At 32.2% G+C, this 24650-nt stretch carries 21 protein-coding genes; 6 read left to right on the forward strand and 15 right to left on the reverse strand.

Annotated features, from left to right (window positions below; all coding sequences use genetic code 11):
* Positions 1-149: 149 nt before the first annotated feature.
* The 8 genes from LNP27_RS08725 to panB form a co-directional block, all read right to left on the reverse strand.
* On the reverse strand, positions 150-470 hold the full coding sequence (locus LNP27_RS08725; RefSeq protein ID WP_229941259.1) for a hypothetical protein: 321 nt from the start codon (positions 468-470) through the stop codon (positions 150-152).
* Positions 471-904: 434 nt separating this feature from the next.
* Positions 905-2209 carry a DEAD/DEAH box helicase gene (locus LNP27_RS08730; protein WP_229941260.1) on the reverse strand — a complete coding sequence of 435 codons (1305 nt, stop codon included), beginning with the start codon at positions 2207-2209 and terminating at the stop codon, positions 905-907.
* 245 nt (positions 2210-2454) lie between these two features.
* Entirely contained in the window at positions 2455-3315 is an 861-nt protein-coding gene (gene ypfJ, locus LNP27_RS08735) for a KPN_02809 family neutral zinc metallopeptidase (protein WP_229941261.1), read from the reverse strand.
* Between the two features lie 82 nt (positions 3316-3397).
* A complete protein-coding gene (locus LNP27_RS08740) occupies positions 3398-6772 on the reverse strand; it encodes a PAS domain S-box protein (RefSeq protein WP_229941262.1) in 3375 nt (1124 codons plus the stop codon).
* Between the two features lie 765 nt (positions 6773-7537).
* The gene (locus LNP27_RS08745; protein WP_229941263.1) at positions 7538-8320 is read right to left on the reverse strand and encodes a DUF2189 domain-containing protein; all 783 of its coding nucleotides are present in this window, start codon (positions 8318-8320) and stop codon (positions 7538-7540) included.
* Between the two features lie 139 nt (positions 8321-8459).
* Entirely contained in the window at positions 8460-9788 is a 1329-nt protein-coding gene (locus LNP27_RS08750) for an aldehyde dehydrogenase (RefSeq protein WP_229941264.1), read from the reverse strand.
* A gap of 144 nt (positions 9789-9932) precedes the next feature.
* Entirely contained in the window at positions 9933-10622 is a 690-nt protein-coding gene (locus LNP27_RS08755; protein WP_229941265.1) for an RluA family pseudouridine synthase, read from the reverse strand.
* Positions 10623-10652: 30 nt separating this feature from the next.
* Positions 10653-11471, reverse strand: a complete 819-nt coding sequence (gene panB / locus LNP27_RS08760; RefSeq protein WP_229941266.1) for a 3-methyl-2-oxobutanoate hydroxymethyltransferase — start codon at positions 11469-11471, stop codon at positions 10653-10655.
* Positions 11472-11944: 473 nt separating this feature from the next.
* Here panB and LNP27_RS08765 point away from each other — a divergent pair, with 473 nt between their 5' ends.
* From LNP27_RS08765 to LNP27_RS08790, 6 genes are all read left to right on the forward strand, one after another.
* Positions 11945-12244, forward strand: a complete 300-nt coding sequence (locus tag LNP27_RS08765; RefSeq protein WP_229941267.1) for a hypothetical protein — start codon at positions 11945-11947, stop codon at positions 12242-12244.
* Positions 12245-12349: 105 nt separating this feature from the next.
* On the forward strand, positions 12350-12688 hold the full coding sequence (locus tag LNP27_RS08770; protein ID WP_229941268.1) for a hypothetical protein: 339 nt from the start codon (positions 12350-12352) through the stop codon (positions 12686-12688).
* On the forward strand, positions 12675-13304 hold the full coding sequence (locus tag LNP27_RS08775) for a YqaA family protein (RefSeq protein WP_229941269.1): 630 nt from the start codon (positions 12675-12677) through the stop codon (positions 13302-13304). Before LNP27_RS08770 ends, LNP27_RS08775 begins: the two co-directional genes overlap by 14 nt.
* Before the next feature lie 4 nt (positions 13305-13308).
* Entirely contained in the window at positions 13309-13923 is a 615-nt protein-coding gene (locus tag LNP27_RS08780) for a YqaA family protein (protein ID WP_229941270.1), read from the forward strand.
* 5 nt (positions 13924-13928) lie between these two features.
* Positions 13929-14858, forward strand: a complete 930-nt coding sequence (locus LNP27_RS08785) for a TerC family protein (protein ID WP_229941271.1) — start codon at positions 13929-13931, stop codon at positions 14856-14858.
* 11 nt (positions 14859-14869) lie between these two features.
* Positions 14870-15118, forward strand: a complete 249-nt coding sequence (locus LNP27_RS08790; RefSeq protein WP_229941272.1) for a TFIIB-type zinc ribbon-containing protein — start codon at positions 14870-14872, stop codon at positions 15116-15118.
* 258 nt (positions 15119-15376) lie between these two features.
* Here LNP27_RS08790 and LNP27_RS08795 read toward each other — a convergent pair whose 3' ends face one another.
* The 7 genes from LNP27_RS08795 to LNP27_RS08825 all read right to left on the reverse strand — a co-directional run bounded on the left by LNP27_RS08795 (position 15377) and on the right by LNP27_RS08825 (position 24054).
* Positions 15377-15673 carry a hypothetical protein gene (locus LNP27_RS08795; RefSeq protein ID WP_229941273.1) on the reverse strand — a complete coding sequence of 99 codons (297 nt, stop codon included), beginning with the start codon at positions 15671-15673 and terminating at the stop codon, positions 15377-15379.
* Positions 15664-15960, reverse strand: coding sequence for a hypothetical protein (locus tag LNP27_RS08800; RefSeq protein ID WP_229941274.1), 297 nt, complete (start codon positions 15958-15960; stop codon positions 15664-15666). The genes LNP27_RS08795 and LNP27_RS08800 overlap by 10 nt, the downstream gene beginning before the upstream one ends.
* A 230-nt stretch (positions 15961-16190) precedes the next feature.
* The gene (locus tag LNP27_RS08805) at positions 16191-16739 is read right to left on the reverse strand and encodes a PepSY-associated TM helix domain-containing protein (RefSeq protein ID WP_229941275.1); all 549 of its coding nucleotides are present in this window, start codon (positions 16737-16739) and stop codon (positions 16191-16193) included.
* 119 nt (positions 16740-16858) lie between these two features.
* Positions 16859-19252, reverse strand: coding sequence for a TonB-dependent siderophore receptor (locus LNP27_RS08810; protein ID WP_229941276.1), 2394 nt, complete (start codon positions 19250-19252; stop codon positions 16859-16861).
* Between the two features lie 245 nt (positions 19253-19497).
* On the reverse strand, positions 19498-21810 hold the full coding sequence (locus LNP27_RS08815; RefSeq protein ID WP_229941277.1) for a type IA DNA topoisomerase: 2313 nt from the start codon (positions 21808-21810) through the stop codon (positions 19498-19500).
* Between the two features lie 219 nt (positions 21811-22029).
* A complete protein-coding gene (locus LNP27_RS08820; protein ID WP_229941278.1) occupies positions 22030-22515 on the reverse strand; it encodes a DUF6265 family protein in 486 nt (161 codons plus the stop codon).
* A 255-nt stretch (positions 22516-22770) separates the two neighbouring features.
* Positions 22771-24054: a sensor histidine kinase gene (locus LNP27_RS08825; protein ID WP_229941279.1), complete on the reverse strand. Its 1284-nt coding sequence runs from the start codon at positions 24052-24054 to the stop codon at positions 22771-22773.
* Between the last annotated feature and the right edge of the window lie 596 nt (positions 24055-24650).

Here is a 24650-nt window from a genome sequence, read left to right on the forward strand (position 1 = left end):
AAGTGTTTTTTTAATATTTAGTATAACTACAAGATTTTTTTTTTGCTCTTGTAGGAGCAATAATGTCATTTGTATTTCTGGTTGGAATGGGTACAGTTTGCAAAACTGCGCTAGCGATTGTGGAATATTAGCGAGATCGGAGTAAAAAACTACTTAATTTCAATTCTTTCTTTTGGTAACAACTCACGATACCACTTATCTAATTTTTGATTATTAAAAACAAATAAATAAAATTCGTCATTTTTATAATAGTCCCTATAAGATAAAACTTCTATTTCATTGTTGCCTTCTAGTCGCTTTTCTGCTATTGTATAGTTACTTCCTAATATCTGAGTAACTTGTTCTTTCGACATACCAAGTTCAAGCTTATTCATATTAGAACTTGTCATATGAGATACCTGTAAGGAAGAACAGGAATGAAATAATAATAGTAGAAAAGCTGAAAGAATAAAATTTTTAATTTTTTTCATATGTATAATTTTTTTGGAGTATTGTTAATATGATTGAGTCATTTAATTTTAATGATTTGTCCATAATCTAGTCCTATATTCTCCCTTGCTATTGTACACTTGCCCATAACTTATATATCGCCGAAACAAACCTTCCTTTATTAATCCCTATTTGGGTAGACTGGCGAAGGTTAGTTTCGCTTTTAACTTTTATCAAATATATTGATTTTTTCTTACAAATAATTAGTGCATTTTAAATTTGGAGGACAAATTAAAAAAACACTGTTTTGAAAATAAAAAGCACTTTATAGCCCCGATTGCAGTGGAAATCCTTTTTTTAATCTTCCAGCCTTGCAAAGGCTGGAAGATTAAAAAAAAAGATTGTAGCGTAAAGCGGGAAAATACGTTCTTAAGAAGGGAAAATCATATTGCTCCTAAAAAATAACAAACAACAATTATCTATTTGAACGTCGGTCATTATTTTGACTCGGACGTCTTGGACCAAAGCTGTTATTACTTCTAGTTGTGTTTTCTGTTTTAGCAGTATTTGTAGACTTTGGAGTTCTAGGAGTTGAATTACGTTGCACTCTTCCTTGCCCTTGTTTGATAGGTTCTTTTGAAGCATTAGGATCTGGTTCAAATCCTACAATTTGCTCTTTGGGCAATTTTAATCCGATTAGTTTTTCTATATCTCGTAAAAAAACAGTTTCGTCTGGACTGAATAAAGAAATAGCTTCTCCACTTGCTCCGGCTCTTCCTGTTCTTCCGATACGGTGAACGTAATCTTCGGGAATATTTGGCAATTCAAAATTGACCACATGGGGTAATAATGGTATATCTAAACCCCGAGCAGCAATATCTGTCGCTACTAATGCGGTTAAACTTCCGTCTTTGAAACCCGCTAATGCTCTGGTTCGAGCACCTTGTCCTTTATTGCCGTGTATAGCTGCGGCTTTGATTCCGGCACTAATCATGCTTTCCGTTAGTTTATTAGCACCTTGTTTGGTACGGGTAAAAACTAATATTTGTTTCCAATTTCCTTCGGTAATCAATTTGATTATTAAGTCTGTTTTTTTCTCTTTGGCAACAGGATAAACTTTTTGGATAATAGCATCAACAGTTGTGTTTTCTGGAGTAGCTTCTACTTGTACCGGATGGTGCAAAATACCCATTGCTAATTGCTTGATATCTCTTGAAAAAGTTGCGGAGAATAGTAAATTTTGTCTTTTTGAAGGTAAAATTTTCAAAATACGTTCAATATCTCTTAAAAATCCCATGTCTAGCATTCTGTCCGCTTCATCTAAAACTAAGATTTCAACTTTGGCTAGTGATATTAAACCTTGATTTTGTAAATCGATCAAACGACCTGGAGTTGCCACTAAAATATCGACACCTTGGCGCAATTGCGTCACTTGTGGATTTTGGTTTACACCTCCAAAAATAACGGTACTTTTTAAGTCTAAAAAGGTACTGTATTCTTTTATATTGGCTAATATTTGTGCTGCTAATTCTCTTGTTGGAGTTAGTATTAACGCACGAATAGGTCTTTGTCTTAATTGTTGACCTTGCGATAATAATTGTAAAATAGGTAATGTAAAACCTGCTGTTTTTCCTGTTCCTGTTTGTGCAGATGCTAATACATCTTTACCTTCTAAAATAGGTGGAATTGCTTTTTGTTGTATTGGTGAAGGGGTTGTGTATCCTTTTTCGCTGATTGCTTTAAGTAAAGCATCAGATAATCCTAATGAGCTAAATGACATAAATGGTGTTTATGAAGCAAAAATAATTAGTTGGTTTGCTTCTTTAATTTAGCGCAAAGGTAGTGCTAATTTTCCGATGTGTTTTTGATTGCTATTTTTTGTTTGATTTTGGTGCAAATAGATTTTGTGGTCTTATGGTATATTTGAATTACAATAGTAGAGTAACTCAATTTCCGCTTTAGTTTAAACCAAAAAAAATCGGGCGATTTTGCCCGATTTTATAATTTTTTACCTTTACTAATAATTTATCTAATCTCTGCAAAAGTATCGCCTTGATTAATATCACCTGTTTTGTATCCTTTCATAAACCAAGCTTTGCGCTGCGCTGAAGTTCCATGAGTGAATGATTCAGGAACGATGCGTCCTTGGATTTTCGATTGTATAGCATCATCACCTACAGCGTGTGCTGCACTCAATGCTTCGTCGATATCACCATCCTCTAAAAAGTTATTCATTTGTTGGTTGTAATGTGTCCAAACTCCAGCATAAAAGTCAGCTTGCAGTTCTAATGCTACTGATAATTTATTGGCTTCTGCTTGGCTTTTACCTTCCTGCATTTGTCTCATTTTAGTGGAAGTTCCTAATAAGGTTTGTACATGATGTCCTATTTCGTGCGCAATTACATACGCTGTTGCAAAATCGCCACCTTGAGCGCCAAATTTAGTTTTTAGCTCTTCAAAAAAGGCTAAATCCATATACACTTTTTGATCACCAGGACAATAAAAAGGTCCTGAGGCAGAGGTAGCGTTACCACAGGCAGTTTCGACACCGCCAGTAAACAGAACTAATTTTGGATTTTTATATTGCAAGTTGTTTTCTTGAAATATTTTTGACCAAACATCTTCATTATCTGCCAATAATGTTTTTATAAATGCTTGTTCTTCTAGTTCTTGTGCGGTTAAGTCTCTTTGTTCAGTGGGTGTACTTTGTCCCTGATTCATTTGTTCTAATATTGGAGTTAGCATTTGAGCGTTTTCTCCACCAAAAACATTCAACAATAGAATAACGATACCTATTATTCCTCCACCTACAATTGTTTTTCCTCCTGAAGACATTCCTCTTCGATCTTCTACATTATCACTTTGACGTCTACCGCTCCATTTCATACCTTAACTTTTTTGTTTGAATACATGTTTAGTATTATAAAAATACGTATTTTAAAAGAATAATTGACAGTTTTTATTTGTCTTAATAAACCCATTTTAAAATTACTTCCTCAATAACTCCTTTAATAATTGGTTTAGGAATATAATCATTCATGCCAGCAGTAAGACACTTATCTTTTTCCTCTTTTTCAGTACCTGCGGTTATCGCAATTATAGGTACATTTTGACCGGATTTTAGATTCCTAATTATTTTAGTGGCTTCATATCCATTCATCACTGGCATTTGGATGTCCATGAAAATAATATCTGGTTGAATTAATTCAAAATTATCCACAGCTTCCTTACCATTTACAACTTCGTGAACAATAGTTTTAACAAATAAATTTTTAAGAATTGTTTTTAGTAACAACATATTTACTCTATTGTCTTCGACAATTAAAACAGTAATTTTTTTATCTGTATCTATTATTTTGTTGGATGTATTTGTGATGGCTTCGAAATTATTTTGTTTTATTTTCTCAGTATTACCAGACTCATCACTCGATTGCAGTTCTAAGTCAAAATAGAAAGTACTTCCTTGTCCTACAGTGCTCTCTAATTCTAAATGGCTGTTCATCAAACTCAATAATTGGTTTGAAATTGTAAGTCCAAGTCCAGTTCCTCCAAATTTTCTTGTTGTTGAACTGTCCTCTTGCGAGAATGCTTTAAATATTTTCTTTTTACTCTCTTCAACTATTCCAATTCCAGTATCAATAACTGAAAACCGAACTACATTAGTACTATCATTTAATTTTTCTATTATTTTAATTTCTAATTTAATGGAGCCTTTTTCAGTAAATTTTACGGCGTTAGATAACAGATTAACTAGAATTTGTTTTAATCGTACACTATCGATCCAAAAATATTTAGGAATATTAGGCGCGATATTAAGCTCTAAATCGATTTTTTTCTGATTCGATTCGTAAAAAATTAAATCAATTACTTGTGTTAATTGTTCATTGATGTCAAGTTTTTCTATATACAAGTCTAATTTTCCGGCTTCAATTTTTGAAAAGTCAAGAATGTCATTAACAATATCCAAGAGCGAATGTGCGGATTGGCTAATTGTTGTCATGTATTTTTCTTGAATTTCTCCTAGATTTGTGCTCATCAATAAATCAGTAAAGCCAATTATACCGTTTAAAGGAGTTCTGATTTCGTGGCTCATGTTAGCCAGAAATTCCGATTTAGATTTATTAGCTGCTTCTGCTAGTTCTTTTTCTAGAAGCATTGTTTCAGCGCGCTTTCTTTCAGTAACATCGATAAAAATACCTTCAAGGAATGCTATTTTACCATCTTTGTAAATTGTATCTCCAAATTCTTCTACCCAAACAATATAATTGTCCTTATGAATAATTCTATAGGTTAAATGTATGGGAGTCTTACTAATTATGGCTTCTTTTTGTGCGGCAATAGCTCCTAATTTATCTTCTGGATGAATTAAGTCGATGAATGATATTTCGTTACTGATGAACTTTGATTTGGGATAGCCAGTAAGCTTTTCAATCTTATCGTTGATGTAAATCTTTGTATTATTTTCATTGTAATTGAAAAGGTATACGGAACCAGGAATATTATTGGCTAACAATCTAAATTTTTCTTCACTCTCATAGATCGCAGCTTCAGTAATAATTCGCTCAATAGATGAAGCTATTTTTTTAGCTAAGGTTTGCAAAATATTAACCTCATCTTCGGTCAAATGTTTTTCTTGCTCTGTATTATCAAATCCTAAAAAGCCATGAAATTTATTTTTTACAAAAATTGGAAAAAGAATTAATGATGCGACGTCTAAATTCTCTAATTTGCTTTTGAGAGAAGGATTTTCAATTTTCGAAATTATAGTTTCGAAAATTTTATTGTTTAAAAGTGGCAATAGTAACTCTTCAAAATATTCGTGTGGTAGATTTTGAAGTGCACTATTAATCTCAGTCAATTTATCGTTGTGATTTATCCAGCGGTATTTTTGACTTATTGTTGAGTCTGTGGGATTATTTTCATAGTAATAAGCTCTATGTGATTTAGTTGCTTTACCCATAATAACAAGTACATCAGAGAAAATATCGTTGATATCATTGCTATTTAGAAATTTTTCGGTGCAAAGTGTCATTGCAGATAAAAGTTCACTTTTGTATTGTAGCTTTTTCTCTGATTCGTAACGGCCATGAGAGATAACTGTTAACGAAATTAAATCAGCTATTGTTCTAGCAAAAATGATGTCATCATTATCCCAGTTTTTTTGTTTTCCTATGGTTTCAAAGCAGATAACACCTGACAATTCTCCATTAATGAAAATTGGAATATCAAGTACTGATTCAATTTTCAACTGTAGAAAATAGTTTTCGACAAATTCTGATAATTCTTTATTGTTGTAGGCGTCTGATGCGCTAATTTGATTGTTGTTTTTTATAGCATCAAAATAAATGGGATACTCCTCTTTATTTATTGTAGGTCCTTTACTAAATGAATTGTTGTCAAAACTATATAAGTTCTCACAAGTAATCACGTCTGTGGTGTATTTCCAGTAGCTAACTAGATTACAATAAGTTGCTTCTGCTGCTAATTCAATTATTTGCATTACACTAACATCTAAGTTTCGGTCACTACTAAAGTTAGTCGATGATATTTTTTTTACCGTCTCGTTATAACGTTCTATTTTTACCTGACGTTCGTTATTTTCAATTTCAATTTCTTTAAATTTTGTGATGTCTCTTGCAATTCCTGAATATGCAATTACTTTTCCAAGTTCATTTCTACGAATAATTACTTTTACTGATATCCATAAAGTCTCTCCATTTTTTTTTACCAATGGGTATTCTATTGTGGGAAAAAAGTCGATGTTTTCTGTAAAATTGTTATAAAATTCAATTATCCTTTCGACATAATCTTCTCTTACAAATCTGGAGTAATTCTTACCAATAATCTCGTCGTTTTCATATCCTAACGATTTTAAAGTGAATTCATTTACAAAGGTAAAATTGCCTTCGATGTCAACTTCATAAATAATGTCAATAGCATTCTCAATTAAATCTTTATATTGATTTTGTATTTTTATTTGAGTGGTTACATCTTGTCCAATTCCTATAAGTAAATCATCTGAGAATCGTTTATTGTTCCACTGAATGTACTTGTATTTGCCATTACTACACTTAACTTTGCGAATAAATAAGCCGTCATTAGTATCTTTTGAATCATAGTTTTCACCGTAGAAATTAGTTTCCTCTGAAATATCATAGTATCCTTGACCTAAAACTTCATCCACACTATAACCCAAAATTGCTTCTACATTTTCACTACAGAATACGATTTCACCTTTTTTATCAGTAGCCAAGATCAAAGAATTCCCCTTATTAATTATTTGATCATTGAATTTAGATTTATTATTTCTATTAAGCTGTAATACATAATGAATATAATTCATCGTAGAAATTATCGCAGTACAGATTATTAATAGCAAACTTATTTTTAATGGAACTATATCAAAAATAAAGAGGGTAAACAAATAAATAAAAACTATAATTACAAAATACAAATACAATTTTGTAGGCCTTATAAGTGTATAGCAGAAGAAAAAAATTATTGTAAATGTTAAAATAAGCACTATATCAGTGGGCGAACTTATAATATTTCCTGAGAGTGAAATAAAATAAATCAATAGGCAAACTAGATATATTCGTTGGATATTACTAAAAACGAGTTTAGAAATAGTACTAACAAGGTATAATATTATAAAAAAAATGGATAAGATAACATTTTGAATCAAAAAGCTTTTAGGTCTTATATTTAAGTATTCAAAAACAATTTCGATAGCTAAAAGTATAACACCACTCAATAAAAGATAAGTCTGAGATTCTTTTCTTTTTATAGTTGCTCGGCTATTTTTTTCTAATAAATTACTCTTTAGTCCGCTTTTTAATTTAATTATTTTAAAAAGCATCAAAACAATTAAAAACAAAATTACCGCATAGAACAACAGATTTACTATCATTAAATTAGGTGTATGTAAAAAAATCATTTCTATGGTTGGACAGTACAAAGGATTACAGTGTAATACCATTAATTATGTTTGCTTAGGTTTTAAGAAATAGATCTGGGATTCTATATTTTTAGGGACAATTTAGGGAATTATATTAAATAAAAACACCAAAATAGAAGCTTATTCTATTTTGGTGTTTTCTGATAATTTTTAAAATCTTTCTTCTAATTCATTGTCGGTGGTGACTCCTATTATTTCATTATATATCGCATAGTACAGCGAATACATAAATGGAATTGTAAATAGTACTCCAATACAACATCCTATAAAGCCAACCATTGAAGCAATAGATCCAACTACAATTAAACCTAACAAAACCAGCGGTTGTTTAGATACAATCATAATACTTGTCTCAATAGCTTCAAGCGCTTTTAGTTTTCCGAAAATGATAAGTGGAATCATCATAATGGTAAATAATGAAAACGCGACAGTAATCACAAATCCAAGTAATGGTATTTGAAAATAATTGATTGCACTCGAAAGTACGCCATTCACTAGAGATACTATAAATGTAGCCAGAAAAAGTTCTTTGAAATAAGGAGCAGTATAAAATTCGAACATTGTTGATACGTGAAATTCTTCATCCTTTTCAGCGCAATGTGCCATTTTTATTAAGCCTGCAGTAATTGGACTAAGCAATGATCCTACGACAATAGATACACCCGAGATGGTTAATAATGTGGTTACTCCTAGATTTTCTACTTTTAAATTTTCTGGTTTGAAAAAATCTAAAATGGCTGGACTTCCAACAGTAGCAACTAAAGCTCCCGCTCCGGCAATAGTAAGAAGTACAAAAAACACAAAAATCATTAAACCTGCATACAAAGCGATTTTTTTATAATTTTCGAAAGCATGGTTAAATATCTTTCCAAAATCTATATTGTATCCTTGATTCCTTATTAGTTCGATTCGTTCTTGTGTCGATTTGTCCATTTAGTTTTTTGTTTTGAAGTTTATAATTTCTGAGTTATTTTTAGTTCTAGAATTGACAGTTTTTTAAATTCTGCAAAAGCGCGCAAATGTATTAATTAATTACAAAGTAGCCTCTTTTTGCAAATTGATTTTCTAATGATTAAATCCATTTCAGTACTTTCCGAATAGTTTTTAATTTGTCTCCATAAGGAGCATATCGCAATGGTAAATCAAGCCAAGTTCCTCTTTTAACAATTGATTTTTTATGAGAGAAAATATCAAAACTTAGTTTACCGTGATAAGCACCCATTCCTGAATTTCCCACGCCGCCAAAAGGTAAATTATTGTTCACTAAGTGAATCACCGTGTCATTAATACAACCACCTCCAAAAGAATATTTTTTTAAGACTTCATCGATAAAAAAATTATTTTGCGAGAATAAGTATAAAGCTAATGGCTTGTCAAAACTAGAAATTATTTTATCAATCTCCTCTTTTGATTTATACGAAAGTATAGGAAGTATTGGTCCAAAAACTTCTTCTTTCATTACCAGACTATCCATTTTTGGTTCATCAAGAAGAGTAGGAGATAGGTATAAGGAATCTTGGGACGCTTGACCTCCGTAAAGTATTTTTTGATTTTCAAGTAAACTTAATTGACGCTGCCAGTTTTTTAGATTGATTATTCTTGCATAATCAGGAGATTCTTCTGGATTTTGTCCTAATGCCTTTTCTATTTCTTGAATTAAGAATTTCACGAAAGTATCTTTCATTTCATGGTGTACCAAAATATAATCAGGAGCGACACAAGTTTGTCCGGCATTTATGATTTTCCCCCATACGATACGGCGAGCACTTAGCTCTAAATTAGCAGTTTCATCAACAATACAAGGACTTTTTCCTCCTAGTTCTAGTGTAACAGGAGTTAGGTTCTCTGCTGCCGCTTTTGCGACTATTTTCCCAACGCCTACACTTCCTGTAAAAAAGATATAATCCCAACGTTTTTTTAATAAATCTGCTGCAATTGTTGCATCTCCTGTAACGACTACAACATCTTTTACAGGAAAAGTTTCGCTTATTATTTTTGCAATTATTGCACATGTATGAGGAGTTAACTCGGATGGTTTTAGTGTAACTTTATTTCCCGCCGCCACCGCCGCCACTAGTGGACATAAAGCCAATTGAAAAGGATAGTTCCAAGGTGAAAGAATTAAGACGTTACCGTACGGTTCGCTGTAAATATAATCGGAGGAAGGGAAGTTTAATAATGAGGACCACACTTTCTTTGGCTTTGCCCAAGAATTAATATTTTTTATAGTCTGTTTTAAGTCCCCAATTACATAATTAGTTTCCGTTAAAACAGCTTCAAAAGCAGGTTTTTTAAAATCGCTGTACAAAGCATTAATTATTGCCTCTTCGTTTTGAGTGATGACATGCAATAATTTTTTTAGAGACTCTTTTCTGTATTTTATATCGGTTTTTTGATTCATTAGAATGATTTTAATCTTAAAAATACATATTATTACTTTAATCCAAGTTGGTATTTGAAATAATAATATAAAACAGGAAAATATATTCCTGTTTTATAGTAGATGAGTCTGTGAGGTACTGTTTTAGTTACAGTAGAAGTCGATTTAAATTGCATTCCAAATCACATCTTCCGGTGTAGGAGCTGTAATTGTTATATTTTCTTTAGAAACTGGATGTACAAAAACTAATTTTCGAGCATGTAAATGAATTCCTCCATCAGGATTACTGCGATCAAAACCATATTTTAAATCCCCTTTTATTGGACATTCAATTGCTGAAAGTTGTGCCCTAATTTGATGGTGCCTTCCTGTATGCAGATTTACTTCTAAAGCAAAATAGTTGTTGAGTTCTTTTATAATAGTATAATCTAAAATGGCTAGTTTACTTTCAGGAACTTCTTTGAGATGCGCTTTTGAGCTATTGTTTTTTTCGTTTCTTTTTAAGTAATGTACTAGTTTGTCATGCGCTTTTGCAGGTTTGTTTTTGACAATACACCAATAGGTTTTTTGAGTTTCGCGGTTACTAAATAATTCATTCATCCTAGTCAGCGCTTTACTAGTGCGGGCAAAAACTACTATTCCCGTGGTAGGACGATCTAATCTATGGACAACGCCTAGAAAAACTTCACCTGGTTTGTTGTATTTATCTTTTATGTATTCCTTAACTATATCAGATAATGGTTTGTCACCCGTTTTATCACCTTGCACAATATCACCTACACGCTTATTGACCACAATTAAGTGATTGTCTTCATAGATAACTTGCAGATTTGATTTATTCGAAACAATCTTCATATAAATTTCCCTTTTTAGGACCTAAATAGCTTAATATTGCTCGGTAGCATTAGGGAAATCACTTGATTTTACATCGGCAACATACTGACCTATCGCAGTTGTCATTCCGTCGTATAAATCCATGTATCTTCTCAAGAAACGTGGACTAAATTCATTATTCATTCCTAACATATCGTGAATAACTAATACTTGACCATCAACTCCGCCACCAGCACCAATACCTATTACTGGAATAGAAATGCTTTTAGCTACTTTCTCCGCTAAATGCGCTGGTATTTTCTCTAAAACTAATGCGAAACAACCTAAATTTTCGAGTAATTTAGCATCCTCAATTAATTTGTCAGCTTCTTCATCTTCTTTAGCACGAACAGTGTAAGTCCCAAATTTATATATCGATTGTGGGGTTAAACCCAAATGTCCCATTACTGGAATCCCTGCGTTTAATATTTTTTTTATAGAATCTTTTATTTCTTTTCCACCTTCTAATTTTACCGCATGACCGCCACTTTCTTTCATAATTCTAATTGAAGAACGCAATGCTTCTTTAGGATCAGATTGATAGCTTCCGAAAGGTAAATCGACAACCACTAATGCTCTTTCTATTGCTCTAACAACAGATGAAGCATGGTAAATCATTTGATCTAAGGTAATAGGCAACGTAGTTTCATGACCAGCCATCACATTTGAAGCTGAATCACCCACTAAAATTACGTCGATTCCAGCACTATCAACAATTTTTGCCATGGTATAATCGTATGCCGTAAGCATAGCTATTTTTTGGCCATTAGCTTTCATTTCGATAAGCGACTTGGTAGTAATTCTTTTGTAATCTTTTTTTGCGACAGACATAGTTCCTATTTTAAGGCTGTAAAGGTAATGAAATGTATATTTTAAGGGGGAAAATGTGTAAGTAATATTGATTTTAAAATAAATTAGGTGAAAAATAATTTATGATGGAATGGAGAGTTGCTATTTGATGTCTTTTTAAACGAAAATATAAGAGCTTTTTCTATAGCTAATAAGCATGGTATTTAAAATGCAATTTAAATCATATGTAATATCATTTTCATATGTCTAGACTAAAAATGTAAAGTAAGATTGTTTTTGTTGCGTATTAAGTCTTTTTTTTAAACCTAAGTGCTAGATTGTAAGTAAAAAAAATAGCTTTAATCTGTGTTTTAGTGCTTTTTCGTTCATTCAAAACTGGATATTTTTATTCTAATTCTTTTGAGAGATTATTACGGGAGAATGCTGCTGTTAAATTATTCTAAATTATTTATCCTAAAAATACAGTTTTATATGTTTTTAATTATGTTTGCAGCATGAAAATTAGTAGAAAAAATATATTGAATAGCATATTGCTCGTAGTGGGCATGTTCTTATGCTATTCTGTTTTTTTTCAAGAAAGTTCTACTTCCACAGCTATCGAAATAAGCGCCGAGAATAATTTAATCTCTATAGATTTTGATGGTGATTTCGAAGTCAGTGAAGAAGAACTGGTTTTTTATACAACTGAATTTGAATCAGTTTTCGAAAAAGTTAGTGATACCAATCATTATCATTTTAACAGTCTGGTTTCTCAACCTTTCCTACCTGTTTGGCAACCGCCAAAGCTTAGTTAATATCCTATAACTACTTATTTATTGACTGAAGATTATTCAGCCAAGTAAGCTGCATTACACTTTGTATTGTTGAAAAATTAAGTTTATTAACTAAAATATTTCCCAATGGATTTTGATAATTTTTACAAAAAGAAAAATAAATATCAAAAAAAACAATCAATTCACAAGTATCAGCAACATCATAATTACGAAAAGAAATTCTATTCTAAGAGTCATGGCAATTTTGACCCTGTTGCCCTGCTTGAAAGTTTAAAGAATAATAGAAAGCTTAAGGTTGTTTTGATTATTACTTTGATCTTAGTTTTAGCATTACTTATTGGTTTAATAGCTCTTATACTGCCGTTAATTGGTTCAGTAATTAGCTATGTTTCTGAAAACGGATTAGAGGGTTTATTTAATGAGGCTATCAAATTTTTAAATTCTTTATGGAATGGTACAAAATAGTAAGGTAATGGATACTTCTATGGCACTTAAAAAACTGCAATTACTGAATAGATATTACAGAATCACTCAGTTTTATTCTTTTTTGAAGAAGGTAGCAATCAAAGGAGGCATAGCACTCCTCGTTTTTGCATCTGTTTTGCTTTTTTTGGAATATTTTTTTTTAGATTTTGATTATTTGCTAAATACACTTGTTGCAAGTCATTCAGCTACGGTAGTTATTTCTTTTTTTCTGTTATCAGAAACGGTTTTAGGTTTAGTACCGCCCGAGCTATTTATTGCATGGGCTTCAAAATCAGCAACGCCGTGGTTTTTCCTATTTGTTCTAGCAACGATGTCTTATCTAGGAGGCTTAATCGCTTATTTCATAGGGAGTCAATTGTTTTTGATACCTGCGGTTAAAAATCATATCGAGAACAGAATAGCACAACATATTAATAATTTAAGAAAGTGGGGAGGATTTTTTGTTTTTATCGGTGCCATGTTACCGTTGCCACATTCTATTGTCAGTTTAGCTTGTGGCTTAATCAAATATGACATCAAGCATTATTTACTGTGGGCATTATTTAGATACTTACGTTTTGTTATTTATGCATTAATTATTTTTCAAATTTTTTAGGTTTATGAGTTGGTTTAGAAATTTATACAATTGGGTGTTAAGTTGGGCTCAAACAAAGTATGGTGGCAGTTTTCTTTTTGTTTTAGCATTCACTGAATCAGTGTTTTTTCCTATACCACCTGACATTTTATTAATTGCACTAGCATTAGGAGCATCTCAAAAAGCATTCAAATATGCATTGATTTGTACTTTGGGTTCTGTCTCAGGGGCTTTTGTAGGTTATGCAATTGGTAATTATGCTTGGTTGACTGACAGTGGCGAATTTTCGGCCTTTGCCAATTTCTTTTTTGATACAATTCCAGGCTTTAGTATTGGATTGTATGAAAGCATTAGGAGTTTATTTGTCGAATGGGATTTTTGGGTAATTTTTACGGCTGGTTTTACACCAATTCCCTATAAAGTATTCACTGTTACCGCAGGAGCGTTTGATATTAATTTGGCGATGTTCGCTTTAGCCTCTATTGTTAGTCGTGGTGCTCGTTTTTTCCTTATCGCTTGGCTAATCTGGAAATATGGTCCAAGTATTAAAGTTTTCATTGAAAAGTATTTTAATCTTTTGGCGCTCTCAGCCACAGTCGTATTGATCGGCGGCTTTGTTTTAATTAAATATATAATTTAGAAATTATGATTGTAGATGGTTTTGTATGGACCTGTTTTATAGGTTTTGTTTTAGTAATGTTAGCTTTAGATTTAGGTGTATTCCATCGTAAATCGCACGAAATTAAAATTAAGGAAGCACTTATTTGGAGTGCTGTTTGGATTAGTCTTGCATTAGCTTTCAATTACGGTATATATGTTTTTATGGGTAAGGAAAAGGCGATCGAGTTCCTTACGGGTTATGTAATTGAAAAATCATTAAGTATCGACAATTTGTTTGTCTTTATTATGTTGTTTACCTATTTTAATGTGAATACTAAGTACCAACATAAAGTTTTATTTTGGGGTATTTTAGGCGCATTAGTAATGCGTGCAATTTTCATTTTTGCAGGTGTTGCTTTGATTAACAAATTTCACTGGATTATTTATGTATTTGGTGTTTTACTTGTTTTTACTGGAATCAAAATGCTTTTCCATAAGGATGAAAAAATCGATCCTGATAAAAACCCGCTAGTACGTTTATTTAAAAAATTCTTTCCCGTTACCGATAAGGAGCATGGAGGTAAGTTTTTTGTAAAAATGAATGGACGAACTTTTGCTACACCGTTATTCATTGTACTACTTATAGTGGAATTTACCGATTTAATTTTTGCAGTTGATTCCATACCGGCAATACTTGCAATTACTAATGATACATTTATCATCTTTACCTCAAACGTATTTGCGATCTTAGGATTAAGAGCTTTATATTTTGCTCTGGCGGGAATCACAAAATATTTTTATTATATAAAATACGGTCTGTCTGCAATACTTGTATTTGTAGGTATAAAAATGACTATTGTTGATTTTTATAAAATTCCTATTTTATATTCATTATTCACTATCGGAACCATTCTACTTATTTCGGTACTAGTTTCGCTCGTGTTTCCTAAAAAAACAGATTTAATAAACCACTAAAAATTAATATTATGAATTGTCCCACCTGTATTGTTCCACTTGTTATGTCTGATAGACAAGGAATTGAAATTGATTATTGTCCACAATGTCGCGGAATCTGGCTTGACAGAGGTGAACTTGATAAAATTATAGAAAGATCTGCTGCTGATGCTCCAACTAGTTTGCCACCAACTCAGCAGCCTTATTTTGGTAATCAGCCACAACAAGGTCATTATAAAGAGCATAGAAAAAAACACTGGCTTAATGAATTGTTTGACTAGTAAACTGTAGTCTTATTATTGAGACCGCATTATTTTTTAATAGTGCGGTTTTTTTATAATTTGATTATTTTAGATACTTGATCGTTGTGTAGTGCGGCAATAAGAGAATATACTGGAAACAAAACTAGCTTTTATACTGTCTATTTTTCTCTTTTTTTATATTTTGACCAATGTCTCTACAGGTGAAATAACCCTTTTGCTGAGAAGTTTACTTTTTAGGATTTTAGAATTTTCTGATAGATTTTTACGAATACATAATTATTTAATCTCTTTAATTTTTTTTCTACTTAAAAAACATTCTACTTCAGTGTAATAATCTTCGCCATAATATTTCATGAATTCTCCGTCAGGTTTAAGAATGAAAAAATCCTTGCAATTTTCATGTAAGGTAAAAACTTTATTATGAAAGAAACCTTTGTCCAATATAAATTGCTCTCGTGTTGACAAAATCGCATTATTGTAAGAGTCTTTGGTAAAAACAAAAAAGTCAATCGCGTTGTTTTTAGCAGAAATTTCATTTGAAATTCTTAACCCATTATCAGTAACTATTGACATATTTTTTTACTATTCCCTTCATAAATACAGTTTGGTGCATTTTGGACGTAATTTATTAAAATAGTTTTGCCTTCAGTCAGTTTCGTTTTCAACTCTAATTCAAGAGCAGTTTTTATTTCTATATATTGTTCTGGATTTAATTTTCCCAGAAATGATTTTTTGCTTGCAATGTACTCCTTGTTAAATTTAGTGTTAACTGCTGAAGTTTTGCGAGATGCATTTTTTGAAGCACACGAAGCAATGAGGACGGTAACTAGTGCACAAATGAAATGTCTTGAATAAATCATAGAGGATTATTTGTGTTTAAATTTGAAAGTTAGTTATTTTTTATTTCCCATTTAAAATCTTTAAAATTTAAGGACCTTTATTTTTTGCGGATTGATAGTGGATTACAATAATATTTTAATAATCTAGAATTTTTGTAAGTACATAATTTAATCCGCAAGAAGGTTTTAAATAAAAAAATCCGCCTCATTACTAAAATGAGACGGATAACTATAAACTGTGAGTTTTACTTTTATGCCAATAAAAACAAGAAAATTAATGGGAATATAATTCCAGCTAGAGCTAATTTCCAACCGCGTTCTTTGAAGCTGAACTTGCCCGCTTTTACCATTATTGTTCCTGTTAAAGCAATAACAATTAAGCTGATGGCAAATATATCTGAATAGTAAATCCAGAAATTTGAAGTACTCTTATGTAATTGCATCGTTTGGCTGATAATTGGTGTTTTTACAAAAGTTACTATTTCACCTTTTCCAGTTTTCATATCAATTTCTACATCATTCTTTTCGTACGAAATTTTAAAAACTCCTTTCTTAACGCTATGTCTTCTAAATTTATCATCTATACCTAACTTTTTTCCTAAACTCTCTGCAAATTTTTCGTTGATTTGATCTTCTTCAGGTAATTGTACTGCTATAGATTTTGTTTCGGTAGTGTACTTTTCAGGATGCCAAGAATCTCTATGATTCATCATTAAACCTGATGCGGCAAAGGAAATGATTAAGCCAATATAGAAATAACCTAAATCTCGGTGTAAATTGCGGAAGGTTTTCTTTTTCATTAAATTTTATAGTTTAGAAAGTGCGAAAATAATCTATTTTATGATAAAAAATAAAGACTTTTTTCTGAATAAATATATTGTATAGCTCAGAAAAAAGTCTTTAAAAACAGTAGGTTCAATTAGAACTTGTATTTTAATGCTGTCATTACTTGGCGTGGAGCAATTGGATTCACACTATAGTTTTCGTGAACAGTGTAATTCAATTCATTTGTAATATTCGAAAGTTTACACAAAATCGAGAATTTACCCCACTCATATCCTGCTGAAACGTCAACTGTAGCGTAATCTTCTAAGGGAATTCCTCTATCAAATATTCCAGTTGGTTCTGCTGCTCTATATTGGTTGTTCCATCCTCCAACACGTTTACCTATATAATTTGCTGATGAACCTACAGAGAAACCTTTTAATAATCCTGATTGTAAAGTGTAAAAGAAACTTAAATTTGCTGTATTTGTAGGCGTTCTAGTCAAGCGATCTCCTACAATAAAACTTCCTTCTAATCCTGATGTTTTAGTGTAACGCATATCATTGTAGCTATATCCCGCAATAATACTTAAACCTGTTGTCGGTCTTGCAGTAATATCAACTTCTACACCTTTACTTTTTGTAGCGCCACTTAAGGTTTTTATACTAGAATCGGTATTGGCAGAACCATCCGCTTTAAACTCTGCAGTTTGTGCTAAGTTGCTATTTTCAATTTGGTACAAAGTTACATTAGTACTCAAAGCTCCTCTCCAAAAATCTTTTTTGATTCCTAATTCATACTGATCTATTAAAGAAGGTTTTATTACTTTTAGATCAACTGTTGTTCCTGTATTTGGAGTAAACGAGTTAGAGTAGCTTGCGAACAAAGACATGTCTTTAGTAGGTTGAAAAACTAAACCTACTTTAGGAGTAAACGCTTGATCAATACGTTTTACATCATCCTTAGAAACCACCGGAGTTTTAGTTAAATCTTGCGTATTTGCCTGTGATTCTTGCCAAGACCAACGGATTCCCGCTAATACTTTGAACTTATCAGTAAGTGAAATTAAATCTTGTGCATAGATTCCAAAACGGTTGGTGTCTGTTTTTACGATTTTAGTGTTTTTACCTTCAGGTATTGCGCCACCTTGATCAAAATTTGCAAAGTCGAAAATGTTACCGCTACCATAAGTATTTGGAGCAAATGTAAAAGTGTACGCTTGTAGAAAAGAGTTTTCAAAATCAATTCCTGTGAATAATTGATGTTTTACTTTTCCTGTATTAAAATTACCTTGTAGGCTTACTTGTTCTCCTATTACTTGTTCCAAGTTTCTGTTTTGACCTAAAGGACGTTTCCAATCACCGTTAGCAGCTGGTTGTATACGTTCTGTTCCTTTTGAGGTTCTTTCGAAGTTTTGAAACGAACTATTAAAGTTTAGTTTCCAGTTGTCATTAAAATCATGTTTTATTAATCCAGAAACACTAGCTTGTCTTGTTTGACCGTTTGACCAAGTTGCCCCTAAGTAGGTATTTCTTGGCAAATCAACAATTGTTTTTCCTATGATTCCTGTTCCAAAATCTGGTGTCCAATCGTCATGCAAATAATCTCCTTGTAATACAATTTCAGTTTTGTCACTAGCTTTAAAAAGAACCGATGGATTGATGTAATAGCGCTCTTTTTTTACAACATCTCTAAAACTTTCTGAGTTCTCGTATGAACCTGTAAAACGGTAAGCGATGTTTTTGTCTAAAGGACCGTAAATATCAACCGATGGTTTGTAGAAAGCATTGCTTCCCATTTGCATAGTAATTTCACCACCGCTCTTGAAAGAGGGTTTTTTAGTAACCATATTCAAGATTCCTCCTGGCGCTACATTACCAAATAATAAGGCTGCGCTTCCTTTAAGTACTTCAACTCGCTCCAGTGAAGAAACCTCAGGCATAGAACCATTGTTAAAACGGAAACCATTTTTAAACATGTTATTAGTTGACATATCATAACCTCTAGACCAAAATGATTCCTGCGCACCACCACGGGCTGAACCTACATAAACACCATTTATGTTTTTGATAACATCGCTCATCCTTACGGCTTGTTGCTGCTCGATAACATGATGTCCTACGATTTGGATACTTTGTGGCAAGTCCATTGGTTTAATGCTTAAACCAGAAAGAACTGTTTCTTTTTTCTTATTAGGAGTTTGCTTAATTTTAATTACTAATTCTTTAAGAGTTGTAATGTCTTCAACTAATTTGAATTCTACATAATTAGTTTCGTCTGCAATAACTTTAATCTCTTGTGATTGCTTTTTCATACCGCTACCTTCTAGAGTAATAGTGTGGTATCCGGTAGGGAAATTATTGAAACTAAACTCACCATTCGAGTTTGTTTCCGTAGATTTTGCCACTTTTCCTAATTTGATTGCTATACCAGGTAGAGGAAATCCATCCGCTGAAATGATTTTTCCTTTGATGATACCTGTTTCTTGCGCTTGTATAAAAAGTGATGTAAATAATAAGATAAATAAGATTCTAATTTGATTGCTCATAATTTTTATTTGGAATGATTAAAAATAATGATGCAAATATAAAACCTGATTTTGAATTCACAAAGCTTATTTAGATTAAATATCAATAATAATTTTAACTTTTTATTAGTTAATTGAAAATCAATATTTTAAAATTAAAATTTAACTATTGTTGCACGTAGGATGTTATTATATTGGATAAATCTAGCTCTGAAAATGAATAATATCGGACTAAATTTAGTGGCGAAATAACTCAATTTTAAATGTTACTGACTGTTTTTGAGTATTTTATAAACGAGATCTTTAGTTGGTTTCTGATCTTTCAATTTTTCTCGAACAATATCAAAAGGTACTTTAAAATTGCAACCTTCTTTATAATTGCTGCATCCATAAGCAGTTTTCCCTTTTAAAACAGTTCCTTTTTGACACTTTGGACAAGCCAATACTTCCGAAGTAGTTTTAATTTCGACCGTTGGAGTAGGAGTAGTAGTTTTTTTAGGTTCAAATTTGAGTATAAAGTTTTCGTCAAAGCGAAGTAAGCCTTCTACAGTTCCAGCATCCGTTTTAAAGTCTTTTAAATTTACAGTCGAACCTTTCTGTAGTAATCGCAAGTATTGATTCTCCGATATTTTTTTATCTGCAAAAACATAAGGTAATAAAAAGGTGCAACCTTGTTTGTAGTCGCTACAACCATACGCTGACTTTCCTTTAATAATAGTACCCTTTTTACATTTCGGACAAGCTTCCGCCAAGATTCCTGCGGCTTTCTTTTTTTCTACTTTAACCACTTCTTTTTGAACAGTTCCAACATGCGAAATAGTAGCGTGTCGCTTTTCACTACGGACTTCATCTACTAAAACTTCAATCATGCGCTTCATATTATTGATAAACGAACCAGCGGTATAGGTTCCTTTTTCAATATCTTTCAGTTGCTTTTCCCAAGAGCCTGTCAACTCAGCCGATTTTACGAGTTCATTTTGAATAGTATCAATCAGTTGAATTCCTGTTGGAGTAGGTAATACTTGCTTTTTGTTTCTTACAATATATTGTCTTCTAAAAAGTGTCTCTATAATATTAGCACGAGTCGATGGTCGGCCAATGCCGTTTTCTTTCATTAATTCACGTAAATCTTCATCATCAACTTGTTTACCGGCAGTTTCCATGGCACGTAATAAAGTCGCCTCTGTAAACTGATTAGGTGGTTTCGTTTCCTTTTCTAAAAACGATGGTTGGTGCGGCCCTTTTTCGCCCACTATAAAACTCGGTAATAAATCAGCTTCTTTTTCTTTGTTATTCGGATCTTCAAAAACAACGCGAAATCCCTTCTTCAAGATTTCTTTTCCAGTGGTTTTAAAAACGACATCAGCTGCTTTTCCTAAAACTGTTGTATTGGCAACCAAGCAATCATCATAGAAAACGGCAATAAAGCGCTTTGTAATAATATCATACACTTGTTGCTGATTGTATTGCAATTTATTTTGAACTCCCGTTGGTATAATAGCGTGGTGATCTGTTACTTTTTTATCATTAAAAACTTTAGGTGATTTTTTAATCTTTTTGCCTAAAAGCGGTTCGGTCAACGCTGCATAATTAGTTAAATTTTGCAAAATACCAGCTACTTTTGGATAGATGTCATTTGGTAAAAAGGCAGTGTCCACTCTGGGATAAGTCACTACTTTTTGTTCGTATAAAGTTTGGACAATTTTTAAGGTTTCGTCAGCTGAGAAACCAAACTTCGTATTACAATATACTTGTAAACCTGTTAAGTCAAAAAGTTTGGGCGCAAATTCATTTCCGTTCTTTTTTTCGACAGAAATAATTTCGAACTCACTTTCCTTCACTTTATTGGCCAAAAGTTCTCCATCATCCTTTTTTAGAAAACGTCCTTCTTCATAACTAAATAGAATATCTCTATAAAGCGTTTGCAATTCCCAATAGGGTTGCGGTTTGAAATTCTCAATTTCCTTCCAGCGGTCGACAACCATCGCTAAGGTTGGCGTTTGTACTCGACCAATTGACAAAACTTGTTTGTATCCGCCATGTTTTACGGTATACAAGCGCGTCGCATTCATACCGAGCAACCAGTCGCCAATAGCTCTGGAAAATCCGGCATAATATAAATTATCGTAATTAGCTGATGGTTTTAGATTTTGAAAGCCCTCTTTTATCGCTTCAGTAGTTAAGGATGAAATCCATAAACGCTGCACTTCGCCTTTGTATTGCGCTTCGTTCATCACCCAGCGTTGTATGAGCTCTCCTTCTTGTCCAGCATCCCCGCAGTTGATGACTAAGGAGGCTTTGTCAAACAAAGATTTTATTATCTTAAACTGCTTTTGAATTCCTGAATTCTCCACTACTTTGGTTTCGAATTTTTCAGGAAGCATAGGCAAATTATTCAAATCCCAACTTTTCCAATGCGGTTTGTAATCGTTCGGTTCTTTTAAGGTGCATAAGTGTCCAAAGGTGTACGTAACCGCATAACCATTACCTTCATAATAGCCATCGTGTTTAGTATTCGCTCCTAAAACGGATGCGATTTCTCTTGCTACACTTGGTTTTTCGGCAATACAGACCTTCATTTTTTCCTTATTATTTGAGGGCGCAAATTAGGAATTTAGAATTTGGTATTAAAAAGAAATCCGAACGAGTTATGAACGAATAAGCAAGTTGAAGTTTTTTTAGGAGCAGAACGACTAGCTTTTTCAAGTACTAGCAGGGCTATAATGGCGAATCCTTTTCATACTAATGAGAGTGCTATAAGTTTATATACTCTTGTAGAAAAAAAACTTAAATGTTTTCTATTTAATTTTAGCCATTAGGTATTTCTCTGTGCTTGATTTTCCGTGCTGTATTCCAGAAATTTCAGCAATAATGCTGTCTTTTGAAATTTGAGAATAAGTGATTTTTTGAGGATAATCATGTTTTGTATTTTCAAAAACCAATTGTTTTTCTGTAGATGTCGTTAGGTTAAAAGCAACTGGTTTGTCCTCGTTTTGACCTTTTATTGTTGCAGTATATGTTAGCGCTTCACCTTTTTGTTGCAAATTAATGGATTCAAAATGCAAGGTGTCTTTCCCCTTTGTAAAATAAGAAGTCGCCTTATAGGTACTGTCATTTACCTTTTCCCAATTTTCAGTAAGTGATCCCTCCACTGATTTATTTTCCCAATTGCCCAATAGCCAATGTGCTAATTTGATTTTGTCTTTCTCAGTTCCTTCTGAATTTGAATTTTTACAAGCGGTAAAAGCTAAAAGTAATACGAGTATGGTGATTTTGTTTTTCATGTCAAATTATAGTTAAAAGTTAATAGAGTTAACTATACAAAAATATGAAAAAGACAGTAACTAGCCTAGATAATAAATGGAGGGAGAAATTGGACTTTTTGTTATCAGTTTAGATCTTTAATCAGTTTTTAAATAATGTATTAAAGTCTGAAAAAGTATCCGCTAAATTGTAACTACCATTTTGCGTTTTCAAAGAATAATTAAATTTTCAGTCAAGATAATGATGGGAAGTTATCTCTATTACCTTTTAAAAAATTATTGTTCACATGGAAGATAAATGTCAAATTGAGCACCGTGATTTAGTTTTCCTGTACCAGTAATTATTCCATTATGATTCTCAACTATCTTTCTTGCAATCGTCAGTCCTATTCCTGTTCCAGAATATTCTTTTCTATCATTTAAGCGCTGGAATATGTCAAAAATCTTGTCTTTATATTGCGGTTCAAACCCAATACCATTGTCAATAATGCTGATGTGGTGATGATCTGTGTTTAAATTAAAATCTATACTACTCGATTCGTCGTATTTTATAAAATCACAACTAATGGTAATGTGAGGTTTTTGTCCGGGAATAGAAAATTTAAGGGAATTGCTAACTAAGTTTTGAATTAATTGTCGGAATTGAAATGGAATTATGTTTACTTCACATAAGTTCTGAATTTCGATAATGGCATCTCGATCTTGTACCTCTTCTTTCAGCATTTCCAGAGCTTCTTTCACCACTTGGTTTAAATCACTATTTACAAATTTTCGTTGCGTTGTATTTGTTCTTGAATAAGCAAGCAAATCATTTATCAATGTTTGCATGTGCAATGCAGAAAGTTTAGTCCGTTCTACATAATACTTACCCATTGCAGATAAATTGTCGTATTCCTCGACAAAAATTCTACCAGAAAAAGATTGAATTTTTCGTAAAGGTTCTTGTAAATCATGACTCGAGATATATGTAAATGACTCAATTTCCTTATTTGCAATAAGCAATTCGTTTGCCCGTTTTTCTTTTTCTTTATTCTGAAACTCTAACTCTTGATTGGCTATAACTAACTCGTTAGCTCGGTTTTGCTTTTCTTGATTTTGGAATGCTAATTCTTGATTCGCAATAATTAATTCAGCCGCGCGATTTTCCTTTTCTTGATTTTGAAATTCAAGTTCAGTATTGGCGACAATTAATTCATCTGCTCTTTTTTGTTTTTCTTGATTTTGGAATGCTAATTCTTGATTCGCAATAATTAATTCGGCAGCACGGTTTTCTTTTTCTTCATTCTGAAATTTAAGCTCAGTGTTAGCTACAATTAATTCTTCAGCGCGTTTTTCTTTTTCTTGATTCTGATATATTAATTCTTGATTGGCAATGATTAATTCAGCTACAAGGATCTTGTTTTCTTTGTTTTGAAAAATAAGTTCAGCGTTAGCTTTACTTAATTGATTTTCAAGTTTTTTTATTTCAATAATTTGCAGTTCTAAATTTTTATTAGCTAGTAATAATGTATTAGAATACGCATTGTCACTCTCCTCTTCACCACTAATTTTCTTTGACATACAAACTATTTTTTACTCCATTATTCTTTTAAAGCGCCTCAAAGGTAATGTAAGATGTTGTGTAATTTTCACTTTACTAATTAAGTTTGAGTAAATTAGTAATAAGTGTCAAAAAAACGGGATAGACTTTAGTGATTTTAGAAGCGCAAGCAGAGGAAATAATAACAAATGCCACTATGATTATACTGCAAAAAAAAGAGGCGTTTTAGCCTCTAGTAATCGATTAACCAACTTTACGATAATTCCATAGTGTTGACGGCATGTAATCGGTTCCGTTCAATTCAGCTTTCATCGTTCGTGCTGCGCACGAAACGAATCTAGCTGTTGGGTTTCTTCAGCAAAATTTTTCTGTAATTCTTAGAATTCTTGTTTGTTCATTTTCTATTTATGCCAAAATTACAGTTAACTCATTTGTATCTGTGAGAAAATCACATAAAGCCAACCAATTATGACTGGCTATGTGGTATAGCAATCACACATTATTTATCTTCAAATATATTGTTTTTTTTCTTGCAAACTAGAGTCTATTTTAAATTTAGAAGAGAATTCTAAAACATAGTATTTAGCACAAAACCCATAGCCCTGATAGTAGCGGC

The sequence above is a fragment of the Flavobacterium galactosidilyticum genome (genome assembly GCF_020911945.1).
Classification (GTDB): Bacteria; Bacteroidota; Bacteroidia; order Flavobacteriales; family Flavobacteriaceae; genus Flavobacterium; species Flavobacterium galactosidilyticum.